The organism is Myxococcus sp. MISCRS1 (genome assembly GCF_026626605.1).
Lineage (GTDB): Bacteria > Myxococcota > Myxococcia > Myxococcales > Myxococcaceae > Myxococcus > Myxococcus fulvus.
In genome coordinates, this window is the sequence record NZ_JAPNKB010000001.1 from 2,396,282 (window position 1) to 2,407,983 (window position 11,702).

Below are 11,702 nucleotides of genomic sequence, written 5' to 3' on the forward strand. Positions count from 1 at the left end.
CCCTCGTGAATCGCCTGCCTGCCCTTTTCCTCGTCCTGGCCCTGTCCGGGTGCGCAACCGTATCCAAGAAATCCAACCTGGAAGAACTCAAGCCCACGGTGGAGCAGTTCCATCAGGTCATCCGCTGGAAGGACTTCCGCTCCGCGGCCCGCTTCATCGTCCCGGAGAAGCGCAAGGCGTTCACCAAGGCCCGCATCGCGCTCAACGACGAGCGGGATTTGACCATCACCGACTACGAAATCGAGGACGGGCAGCTGTCCGAGGACGGCACGCGGGCCTTCATCCAGAGCCGCATCCAGTGGATGCGCCTGCCCTCCGCGTCCGAGCACGTCTCGGTCGTCACGTCGGAGTTCGTCTACCAGCACGGCACGTGGCTGCTGGAGCGTCAGGACGAGGGGCCGTTCGCGGACGAGCTGCGCTGAAAAAGAAACCGCCCACCGACTCGGGGCCGGCCGAGGCGGTGGGCGTCGGGAACTCCCCAATGGAGTGCCCTACAAGAATCCGCCCATCGGCTCGGGGCCGGCCGAGTCGATGGGCGTCGGGAGCTCCCCCATGGAGCGCCCTGACATGTGAGCGGGGCGACGGTGTGTTGAACAGGCCCGCGTCGCCGCGCGGTGACGCCGGCCACTAGAGCAATGGCGATGCCACGCCCCGCGCACCGGGCAGCCCGCATCGCATCACCTGGAGATTCAAGGGCTTGCGAGGAGGGCGCGCCGACAGTCCTGGGGTGGGGCCGTCGGGGTCCTGACACTCGTGTCAGAGGGTCCAGCCTTCGGCGTCGTGCCAGGCACGACAACCGTGTCAGGGGACCCTCGGACTTTCCTCCGGGGAGTGGCGGCTACTCGCCGTTCACCGCGCGGATGGTCTCGCGCATGGAGTGGCGGGGCTTCCAGTCCACGTCCCGCACCCAGCGGCTGCCGTCCACGGCGCACAGGAACTGGATGTGGTCCAGCTCCGGGGGCGGGAAGTTGGCCAGCCGGTACTTGAAGAGCATGCCCAACAGGGGCCGGGCCACCGGGTGCGGCACGGGGATGGGCGAGTTGCCCAATTCGCGCATCACCGCGGACAGGGGCACCTCGCCCGGGCCCACCACGTTGTAGACGCCCTTGGGCTCCGGCCGGAGCGCGGCCACCATGGCGCGGGCGACGTCCTCCACGTGGATGAGCTGAACCATCGGGTCGAAGCCCGCCATCATCCACGGGTGGCGCAGGCGCAGGTAGTTGGAGGGCGCGTTCTTGATGGTGGGCCCGACGATGTGCACGGGCCGGAGAATCACCGTCTCGATGTGCGGGTGCTTCCAGAAGAAGCCATGCGCGAGCATGTCCACTTCAATCAAGTCGCGCACGCCGGAGAAGCGGCTGGCCGCCATGAGCGGCGCGTCCTCGGTGAGGAAGTTGGAGTTGTCCGGGCTGGGTCCGTAGACGTTGGCCGAGGACAGCACCACCACCTTCTTCACGCCGTACTTCGCGCAGTACTCGAGCAGCCGCGTGGTGCCCACGACGTTGAACGAGTGGTGCTCCTCCTCGCTCATGCGCGGGTCATGCATGATGCCCATGTGGATGACGGCGCGGACCTCGTTCTTGCGGAAGACGTCCTCGGCCTTCTTCTTGCGCAGGTCCAGCTCGTACATCTCCACGTCCTTCGGCCGGCCCACGAAGGGGCGCCGGTCGATGCCGATGATGCGCTCGTGCTTGTGGAGGAGCTTGGCGAGGGTGCGGCCGAGGTTGCCGCTGATGCCCGTGACGACGACGGCCGGTCTCATGGTTGCACTCTCTTGGTCCCGCGACTCCGGGCGTAATCGCTCACCAGAACACCCCGCGGCGCTCCTTGAGGCCCTGGTGGAGCATGGACTGGATGGCCGCCTTCACGGTGCGGACCTTCTTGTCCAGCTCGCTGTCCTCGTCGTCGGGGCGCCCCGAGAAGTGCATCGGGTCCCCGAAGTAGATGCGGTACTTCGTGGGCAGCGGGAAGGGCACGCCCGTGGGGGTGATGGGGAACGACGGGAAGCCCAGCAGCTTCGCCACCGGCTTGAGGTCCATGAGCGCGGGGGCCTGCTCCTCGGCGCCCACGACGGCCACGGGGACGATGGGCGTGCGCGTCTCCAGCGCCAGGCGCATGAAGCCCAGGCCGAACTCCTGGAGCTGGTAGCGCTGGGGCCACAGCTTGTTGATGCCGCGCAGCCCCTCCGGGAAGACGAGGATGGCCTCATCGGACTCGAGCAGCCGCCGGCAGTTCTCCGGCGTGCCGACAATCTGCCCCATGCGCGCCATGAAGGTGGAGACGTACGGCAGCGAGGGCACCCACTTCTCCACCATGCTGCGCATGGCGCGGGGGGGACTTGCCTCCAGCATCAGCGACACGCCAATCATGGCGCCGTCCAGCGGCAGCTGCCCGGAGTGGTTGGACACCAGCAGCACGCGGCCGGCGGGGACCTTCTCGACGCCGAAGGTCTCCACGCGGAAGTAGTTGCGGTAGAGCCACAGGAAGGGCGCCACGGCGGACAGGCTGAAGTCCAGGTTGTACCCGAAGGGGTCCACCCCGTACTCGTTCTGCGGCCGGGCCAGGGCCTGCATCCGTTCCTTCTGCTCGTCGTTGGCCAGGCGGTCGGTCCAGTCGCGCAGGCCCTTCTTCACTCGGTCGCCGAGTCGCTCCAGCATGGTCCCGGCTCTTTACACCACCGGCCCTTCCACCGGGAGTGGAGAAACCCTCCCCCGCGCCGGGCCCGGGCCCGGGGACGTGGCGTTGGGCTCCGGACAGTCCGTGAAGGGCGGCCATCCCCGGGGATGCCGAGGGGCTGGCGCGACCGGGGTGCGCCTGGGTGTAGGCTCCCGCGGGAGGGGAATGAGCGACGGGCGGGGCCGTTTCGTCGCGTGGACGCCGATGGGGCCCTTCATGGACAGCCGGGAGTGCACTGCGTGACGGGAAGGGTGTGCGCCATCGACTCGCGTGAACGGATGCGCCGGGGGTCCCTTGCGAGCGGGGAGTGACATCGCCATGTCCCGCCCTGCATGCGCGCGATGCTCGTCCTGCTGGCCCTGGCGTGGTTCTGCGAGGGGTGCGCCATGACGGCGTCGTCCCTCGCGGTGTCGCCGCGGCGGGCGCCCGTGGAGCAGCGCGCGCCGGTGTTGCTGGTGCACGGCATCGGAGACGACGCCAGCGCCTTCGACGCCCTGCGCGTCCGGCTGGAGCAGGAGGGCTGGCCGCACGTCCACGCCATCTCCCTGGTCCCCAACAACGGCAGCGAGGGCATCCCCGCGTTGGCGCGGCAGGTGGCGCGGGAGGCCGAGGCGCTGCGTGCGCGCACCGGCGCCCGTCGTGTGGACGTGGTGGGCTTCAGCATGGGCGCGCTGGTCAGCCGCTACTGGGTGCAGCTGTTGGGCGGCAGGCTGGTGGTGCGGCGCTTCATCTCCATCTCCGGGCCTCACGCGGGCACGGGCCTGGCGTTCCTGGGACGCGGCAAGGGCGTGACCCAGATGCGCCCGGGCAGCCGGCTCTTGCGCGCGCTCCAGCAGGACCCGCGCCCCTGGGGCGCCACGGAGGTGCACAGCTTCTGGACGCCCTGGGATTTGACCATCCTCCCCGCCTCCAGCTCGCGGCTGCCCGGCGCCAGCGAGCGAAGGTTCCCCGTGCTGCTGCACCCGTGGATGCTCACGGACCGGCGGGTGCACGACGCGGTGGTGGACGTGCTCGGCTCGCCCGCGGTGGCGCGCTGAGGCTCAGACGCTGGCGGACAGGCGCCTGGCCGCGTCGCGCAGGGTGACGACGTCGCACTCCGAGCGCAGCCAGCCGAAGATTTCGCGCAGCCGCTCCAGCTTCCGCGCCGCTCCGACGCGCAAGTCCCGCTGCTGGCGCACCAGTTCGCCGGGGATGCCGTCCGTCGCGTCGAGCACGTCGACCCCATGCAGCTCGAAGTTGAAGAAGGGGTCGCGTCGGCACGCGCGCCAGGCTCCGCGCAGCGAGCGCAGGGGCAGCGTGGTGGCGAAGGTGCCGATGAACGGGAAGCGCAGCGCGGGCGTCACCGCCATGGGCAGCTCCAGCACGGAGCCTGTGCCACGCCGGTAGGGATTCGCGGGGTCCGGCCGGTACGGCGCGCGCGGCGCGAGCAGCACCCGGGGCGTGTCGAGCACCGAGCGCGAGGGCCGGCCGACCAGGGCCAGCGCCCCCATCACCGCCGCCTTCGCCGCGTAGTACGGCGCGGCCGGGAAGGCGGAGGAGCCGTACTGGTAGCCCAGCGCCTGGGTGGCGGCGTAGAGGTCCGCGTTGAGCGTGTAGCCCGGCGCGCGGAAGCCCACCGGGCGCGCGCCCGTGGCCTGGAGGATGGCGTCATCGGCGCGGCGCAGGTCCGCGAGGATGGCGTCCGGTCCCCGGCGCGTGAGCGCGTAGTCGTGGGCGTGGCTGTGGCTCGCCACCTCGATGCCCGCCTCGTGGGCGGCGCGCATGCCGGCGGCGACGGGGTCCGACTCCAGGTCCTCGCCGATGGCGAAGAAGGTGCCGGGCACGCCCAGCGCGTCCCACAGCTCGCGGAAGCGAGGCACCGCCACCTGGTGCACCAGCGAGCGGGCGCGCGCGTCCAGGAGCGACTCCGGCAGCCCGTGGATGCGGCAGTAGTGCGGCAGCGAGTCCAGGTCGACGGAGATGGACGCAATCCTCGTCACGGCGCGCCCCCTGCTTCGCGTCAGGTGCCGCGCACGCGGATGACGTAGAACAGCTTGCCCACGTTCTTGAGCACGTTGGGCACGCGCTTGAAGAGGTGGATGGACGGCTGGCGCTTCTCGTGGAGCTGGATGGGAATCTCCATCACCTTCAGCCCCTCGCGCCACGCGCGGATGACGAACTCGCTGGCGAACACGTCCATGTCCACCACGCACTTCTGGATGACGGGCAGGAGCGCCTCGCGGCGGAAGGCCTTGAGGCCGTGCGTGTCCGTGCCCTGGAAGCCCAGCGTCACCTTGAGCAGCTTGTTGTGCACCCGCGTGGCCGCGCGGCGGATGAGCGGGCGCTGGTCGCTGGCGCCCTTGGCCGCCTTGGAGCCCACCACCATGTCCGCCTCACCCCGCTCCAGCCGCGGCAGCGCCGCGTCGTAGAAGGTGACGTCGCACAGGTCGATCTCGTCGCAGATGACGTACGTGCCCCGGGCCATGAGGATGCCGGCCTTGAGGGCGACGCCGTAGTTGGGACGCTCGGAGTGGAACCAGCGCATCCGAGGGTGCTTCGCGCACAGCGCGTCGAGGATGCTCGTGGTGGCATCCTTCGAGCCGTTCTCCGCGAAGATGATTTCGTAGTCGAGCCCACGCGCATCCAGCCCCTGGCGCAACTCCTCCGCCGCCGAGGCGATGATGGACTCCTCGTTGTAGACCGGGATGACGACGGACAGGTGCGGTGCCATGGAATCACGTCCGGACGAGCGACAGTCCGGTCCGCCTAGCATGCCGCGCGGCACCCGTCGACAAGATGCGTCGGAAGTCGCAGACGTCCGTCAGCCGTTCAGCGTCCGGGCACAGGCCCGCCCGCCGAGGATGGCATCCTCCATGGACGAGTACTCCCACTGCCCGTAGCGCCCCGCCGTCTGGATGCCGGCGTGCTCCAGGAAACGGAGGATTTCCGCCTTCGCTGGACCGTAGGCCTCGTCGTAGAGGACATACGCGTGGGGAATCTCCCGCGCGTGGGCGAAGAGGACGTCGTCCGCGGAGTGGATCATCTGGGAGCGCAGCAGGTCCTGCACCGCGTACTGCTCGGCGGTGGCCGGGGCCAGCTCTCCGTGGTGGCTGTACTCCACGTAGAAGGTGGACGTGTCCCTGGGCGCCAGCGCGTCGTAGACGGCCGACGGCGAGCCGATGCGGTACGTGTGGAACTCCGGCTCCGGCAGGTAGATCCAATGCCAGGGCTGGCGGTTGGGCCCGCGCGCGGCCACGGCGACGTAGGTGACGGTGGTGGCGCGAAGGCGCTTCGCCGCGGCGACCACCTCGTCGGGCACGCCCGAGGCCCCTTGCGCGAGCAGCCGCACCAGCCCCGGCAGGGACACGGAGGAGACGAGGCCCGAGTACGACAGCGTCCGGCCGTCGTTCAGCACCACCTTGCGCGCCTTCCAGTCGATGGAGGTGGGCTCGGTGTTCAGGCTCAGCTCGCCGCCCTTCAGGTCGCGCAGCATGGCGCGCGCCAGGCTCTCGATGCCGCCCTCGCGCGGGTAGAGGAAGGACGCGTTGTAGCCCACCGCGTCGCTGCCGGCGCCCAGCGCCCCGTCCACCACCTCCTTGAGCGAGGGGCGCGGCACGAAGCGGCCCACCCAGGCGGCGGACATCTCACGCGGGTGCACCGTCCAGAGCTTCTGGTTGTAGGGCACCATGAAGTTCTTCGCGAAGCCCTCGCCCATGTAGCGGAGGATGAACTCCTCGAAGTCGCGGGGCTCGCGCTCGCGCAGGGCGCGGCCCTTCTCGCCGTAGATGGCGTCCACGTAGCCGATGAGGTTCTCGGAGACGACCTCGGGCGGCAGCCCGTGCGTGTTCACCTGGTACGGGAAGCGGGTGAAGACGCCGCGCGTGAAGATGCCCGCCTTGCGCTGGATGCGGACCATCTGCCCCGGCAGCCACCGCGTGTTGACGAGCTCCTGGATTTCAGGGTCGCGCAGGTGGAGCCAATGGCCGGTGGGGTCGAAATAACACCCGTCGATGACCTCGGTCTTGATGAGCCCGCCGACGCGCTCGGACTTCTCGATGAGGCGCCAGGGCTTCTGGAGGAAGTGGGCGGTGGACAGGCCCGCGAGCCCCGCTCCGAGGATGACGATGGGTTCCATGGCGGGTCGGTCCTACCACCTCCTCCCGGTGAGGGGGGAGCCGAACGCGCGGTGGGCGGAAACGCGGAGCCGACGGGGCCCTCGGATGCTCGCCTGGGGAGGCGGGGGCGGAACAACGCCCCCAGTGCGGGCTTGCGCGTTCTTTCCGGGCTGGAAACGCCTCTGCTACCCTGCGCCGCGCCGGTCCTGTCGAAGGAACCCCATGAAAGTCTCCTGCCCGTCTTGCCAGACGAATTACAACATCGATGACAAGCGGATCCCCCCGGGTGGCGCGAAGCTCAAATGCGCCCGGTGCCAGACCACCTTCCCCATCAAAGCCGAGGCCGTGAGCGCTCCGGCGCCCGCCGCCGCCATTCCCCTCCCGGGACAGGCCAGCGCGCCCGCCGCCATTCCCCTCCCCGGCGCCGCGCCATCCGGCGCCATGGGTGCGAGCGCCGAGGCCATTCCGCTCCCCGGCGCCGCGCCCCAGTCGGGCGGCTTCGGCTACGACGCCGGCGCCATTCCGCTGCCCGGCAGCGCCCCTCAGGCGGATGCCTTCGGCGGCGGCGCGATTCCGCTGCCCGGCGCCGCTCCCTCGGGTGCCATCGCCATGGGTGCGGGTCCCGAGGCCATTCCACTCCCCGGCGCCGCGCCCCAGGCAGCCCCCTACGGCTACGACGCGGGGGCCATTCCGCTCCCCGGCGCCGCGCCCCAGGCGGACGCCTTCGGCTACGACGCCGGCGCCATTCCGCTGCCCGGCAGCGCCCCTCAGGCCGACCCCTACGGCTACGACGCGGGCGCGATTCCGCTGCCCGGCGCCGCGCCCCAGGACGCCTTCGGTGACAACGCCGGCGCCATCCCGCTGCCCGGCGCCGCCTCGGCCGTTGACGCCATCCCCCTGCCCGGCGCCGCGCCCCAGGCGGATGCGTTCGGCACGGGCTTCGACGACGCGGAGCCTCCTGCGCGCCAGGACCGCGACGTGACGCGTGTCGTGGCCATTCCGATGCCCAACGCCGCGTTCCCGGAGCAGGCCGCCCCGCCCGCCCGGGCCAACGGCACGCGCGACTTCGACTTCTCCGATGACGCGCTGGCGCCGCCCGTGGACCTGGACCCGTCCTCGTCCTTCAGCCAGCCCGACACGCTCGGCACCGCGCGCGACTTCGACTTCTCCGACGACTCGCTGCCCGTCCCCGCGCAGCCCCAGCCGGAGGCGGACCCGTTCGCCTTCGACGTCGAGTCGCCGAGCGGCGAGGCCACCGCCTTCGCCCTGCCCCCGACGCCCGCGCCCGGACACGCCAGCGCCCCCGTCGAGGCGAACCCGTTCGCGCTGCCGCCTCCGCCCGCGTACTCGCAGCCGCCCGTCAACGACGACCCGTTCGCGCTGCCCCCGCCCCCCGCGTACGCACAGGCCCCCGTCAACGACGACCCGTTCGCGCTGCCCCCGCCTCCCGCGTACTCGCAGCCGACCGTGAACGACGACCCGTTCGCGCTGCCTCCGCCTCCCGCGTACTCGCAGCCGCCCGTCGACGCGGATCCGTTCGCGATGCCCCCGCCTGCCGACGGTGGCCCTTCGTTCGACTTCGCCGAGCTGCCGATGCCCGCGGATCCGTTCGCGGCCGCGCCACCGGTGGCCTCGCCCGGACTGGACTTCTCGGATTTGCCGTCCCCCGCCGCGCCCGCGATGGACTTCGCCGACCTGCCGGCCCCCGCCGCGCCGCCGCAGGACCTGTCGTTCGACTTCGCCGCGCCCTCCGCGCCCGCGCCGATGCCGGACTTCAGCCTCGACTTCGCCGAGCCCCCGCCCCAGGCCGCGCCCCCGCCGCCCGCGCCCTTCAACCCCGCGGTGGACTTCGGCGACGTGGACTTCGGCTCGCCCCCGCCCTCGGCGTCGCCCGGCATCCCGGACTCGCTCGAGTTCGACCCCACCGCGCGCCCCGCGGATGACCTGGAGGCGGACCTGTCGGATCCGCTGCCTCCGCCGCCCAACGCCGGCCCCGCCGACGGCCTGGAGATGTTGTCGTTCATCGACGACGCCGCCGGCCGCGACGCGGGCGCCCAGGCGGGCGCGAAGGTGCGCCGCTTCCACGTGCGCCGCCGCTCGGGCAAGGTGTTCGGCCCGTTCGACGAGGGCGTCGTCGTGAAGATGCTCGAGGATGGCCAGCTGCTCGGCAACGAGGACGTCTCGCTCGACTCCGAGTCCTGGTCCGCCATCGGCACCATCCCCACCTTCGCCGCCGCCATCCAGCGGCTGATGGAGGGCCCGGCCAAGGTGGTGGCGGCCGCGCCCGTCGCCGCCGCGTCGGACTCGCCCAGCGCCCCCGCCTCGGACGCCAACGGCCAGCAGGCGAACATGCGCCGGCTGGAGCAGCTCTACGAGGGCCGCATGGCGGCCGTCTCCGTGGTGGACCGCAGCGGCGCCAACGAGAAGCTCAAGAAGCGCGTCCCCATGTTCATCGCCGCCGGCGTCGGCGTGGTGCTGCTGGGCATCGGCGTGGGCACCGAGTTCGGCACGCGCTACGGCGCCTTCGGCCGCCGGGCCCTGTTCCCCGCGCGTGTCTCGGACGGCTCGCCCCAGGCGCAGCTGGTGAGCCAGGCCCAGCAGGCCCTGCTCCAGGACACCTTCGCCAGCTACAAGCAGGCCCACACGCTCTCCGCCCAGGCGCTCCAGGAGAAGGAGTACCCGGCGGTGCGCTCGCTGTGGTGCCAGTCCGTCTACTACCTGCAGCGCAGGTACGCCGCCGCGGACGCGTCCGACATGGCCCGCTGCCGCGACGGCATGGCGGACATCGAGCTGCTCGGTGAGAAGGACGTCGACTTCATCAAGGTGACGGCCTCGCTCGCGCTCACCTCGCGGCAGGCGGACGCCGCGCTGGCGCCGCTCCTGGACGCGTACTCGCGGGAGGGCAACCAGGGCGACCTGGAGCTGGCCTTCCTCGTGGCCGAGGCCCAGACGATGAAGCGCGACTTCAACGGCGCCGTCGAGACGCTGAAGAAGGTACTCGCCGCCGACGGCAAGTCCGCCAAGGCCCACCACGCACTGGGCAACCTGCACCAGGCCGCCGGCCGCGCCGACGAGGCCGCCGCCGCCTACGCCGCCGCGCTCGAGGCGGACCGCAAGCACGCCTCGTCCGCCGTGGAGCTCGCCGCCGTGCAGCTCCTGGTGCGCAAGGACGCGGAGAAGGGCGCCCAGTCCGTCGACGAGGCCCTGGCCGAGGACGTCCAGTCCGCGCTGGGCCCGGCGGAGCTCGCCCGCGCCCGGGGCCTCAAGGGCGTGGCGCTCTTCCATCAGCACAAGCCCAAGGAGGCCGAGGCCGAGCTGAAGTCCGCGATGGAGAAGGACCCGCAGTCCGACTTCCTCAAGGCCCAGCTGGCCCATGTGCTGCGCGCCCAGCGCAACTACGAGGGCGCCCTGCCCCTCTACACGGCGCTCGCGTCGGAGGAAGGCGACAACCTGGAGTACGCCGACGGCCACATCACCTCGCTGGTGATGACCGGCAAGATGCAGGCGGCGCTGGACGCCGTGCAGAAGGCCAGCCAGCGCTTCCCCAACGAGGCGCGCATCGCGTACCTCTACGGCCGCATCGAGGACGCGCTGGACAAGCTCTCCGAGGCGGAGGGCCACTACAAGCGCGCCATCGCCGCGGACGCCAACCTGGTGGAGGCGAACCTCTACCTGGGCCGCTTCTACCTGCGTCAGCGCCGCAACGCGGAGGCCCGCACCCAGCTGGAGCAGGCCGCCACCAAGGCCCCGGACCTGGCCGGCGTGCGCGCGGGTCTGGGCGAGCTGGCCCTGGCGGAGAACAACGCCCTGTTGGGCCAGCAGGAGTTCGAGCGCGCCGTGCAGCTGGACCCCAACCTCGCCGACGCCCACCTGGGCCTGTCGCGCGTGGCGCTGCTCAATGGTGACCTGGAGAAGGCCCAGACGGAGGCCAACCGCGCCCTGGAGCTGGACCCGCACCTGTTGAAGGACGGCCGGCTGCAGCGCGGACTCGTGCTGTGGCGGCTGGGCAAGCTCGACGAGGCCGTGGCGGAGCTGGAGAAGGCCAAGGGCGAGGACCCGCGCTCCACCACCATCCCCATCACCCTGGGCGCGGTGCTGCTGGAGCGGGGCGATTTGCCCGGCGCGGAGAGCAACCTGGGCCTGGCGCTCAGCAACGAGCCCTCCAACCACGAGGCGCTCTACTACCTGGCCCTGGTGAAGGCGAAGCGGCTGGAGTTCACCCAGGCCATGGACGCCATGCGCAAGGCCGTGGAGCGCGCCCCCAAGCGCCCCGACTACCACTACGCCTACGGCGTCATCCTGCGCGACGCCAAGCAGCTCCCCGACGCCATCCGTGAGTGGAACACCGCCGTGGAGCTGGACCCGGCCAACGCCGACGCGCACGAGGCCCTGGGCCACGCCCACCTGGAGAACAGCGAGTTCGACGAGGCCATCGAGTCCTTCGAGGCCAGCCTCAAGTCGGACCCGCGCCGCACCCGCGTGCTCGGCTCCATCGGTGACGCCTACTTCAACGCCGCCCGCTGGAACGACGCCATCAAGCGCTACCAGACGGCGCTCAAGGCGGACACCAAGCTCACGTACGTCTATTACAAGGTCGCCCGCGCCTTCACCGAGCAGACCCAGCACGCCAAGGCCATCGACTGGTACCGCAAGGCCGCCGACGCCGAGCCGGAGAACGCGATGACCTACTACTACCTGGGCTTCGCCTATAAGGAGAAGAACAAGCGCAAGGAAGCCGTCCAGGCCTTCAAGGACTACCTGGTGAAGAAGCCGGACGCGACCGACAAGAAGGACATCGAGGAAGAGATCTACGACCTGCAGAACTAGCGGGCAGCCGACAGCCGGCCGTCCTCACGGGGATGGCCGGCGTCAGGCACCTGTCGCCCGGGGCGTCCGCCCTTGAGCACCCCGGGCGCGAGGAACCTTGCTGAC

General features: G+C 71.2%; 8 protein-coding genes. 3 read left to right on the plus strand and 5 right to left on the minus strand.

The features are described 5' to 3' along the window. Nucleotides 1–5 precede the first annotated feature (5 nt). Nucleotides 6–422 (plus strand): hypothetical protein, encoded by a 417-nt coding sequence (locus tag OWM54_RS09105; protein ID WP_223750565.1) that lies wholly within the window; start codon nucleotides 6–8, stop codon nucleotides 420–422. Nucleotides 423–838: 416 nt separating this feature from the next. On the opposite strand, the gene OWM54_RS09110 is transcribed toward OWM54_RS09105, so the two are convergent. Together OWM54_RS09110 and OWM54_RS09115 are read right to left on the minus strand one after the other, a co-directional pair. Further along, nucleotides 839–1,762 (minus strand): SDR family oxidoreductase, encoded by a 924-nt coding sequence (locus OWM54_RS09110; RefSeq protein WP_223750564.1) that lies wholly within the window; start codon nucleotides 1,760–1,762, stop codon nucleotides 839–841. Nucleotides 1,763–1,802: 40 nt separating this feature from the next. After that, nucleotides 1,803–2,657, minus strand: coding sequence for a lysophospholipid acyltransferase family protein (locus OWM54_RS09115; RefSeq protein ID WP_141328441.1), 855 nt, complete (start codon nucleotides 2,655–2,657; stop codon nucleotides 1,803–1,805). Between the two features lie 351 nt (nucleotides 2,658–3,008). Between OWM54_RS09115 and OWM54_RS09120 the strand changes: the two genes are divergently transcribed. Then, nucleotides 3,009–3,713, plus strand: a complete 705-nt coding sequence (locus tag OWM54_RS09120) for an esterase/lipase family protein (RefSeq protein ID WP_267697216.1) — start codon at nucleotides 3,009–3,011, stop codon at nucleotides 3,711–3,713. A 3-nt stretch (nucleotides 3,714–3,716) separates the two neighbouring features. On the opposite strand, the gene OWM54_RS09125 is transcribed toward OWM54_RS09120, so the two are convergent. The 3 genes from OWM54_RS09125 to OWM54_RS09135 form a co-directional block, all read right to left on the minus strand. Further along, on the minus strand, nucleotides 3,717–4,655 hold the full coding sequence (locus OWM54_RS09125; protein WP_267697217.1) for a polysaccharide deacetylase family protein: 939 nt from the start codon (nucleotides 4,653–4,655) through the stop codon (nucleotides 3,717–3,719). Nucleotides 4,656–4,675: 20 nt separating this feature from the next. Beyond that, on the minus strand, nucleotides 4,676–5,386 hold the full coding sequence (locus tag OWM54_RS09130) for a glycosyltransferase family 2 protein (protein ID WP_141328445.1): 711 nt from the start codon (nucleotides 5,384–5,386) through the stop codon (nucleotides 4,676–4,678). A 90-nt stretch (nucleotides 5,387–5,476) separates the two neighbouring features. Then, complete coding sequence (locus OWM54_RS09135) at nucleotides 5,477–6,790, minus strand: protoporphyrinogen/coproporphyrinogen oxidase (RefSeq protein ID WP_223784968.1); 1,314 nt, start codon at nucleotides 6,788–6,790, stop codon at nucleotides 5,477–5,479. A 202-nt stretch (nucleotides 6,791–6,992) separates the two neighbouring features. On the opposite strand from OWM54_RS09135, the gene OWM54_RS09140 reads away from it, so the two are divergent. Next, complete coding sequence (locus OWM54_RS09140) at nucleotides 6,993–11,597, plus strand: tetratricopeptide repeat protein (RefSeq protein ID WP_267697218.1); 4,605 nt, start codon at nucleotides 6,993–6,995, stop codon at nucleotides 11,595–11,597. Nucleotides 11,598–11,702: the final 105 nt, after the last annotated feature.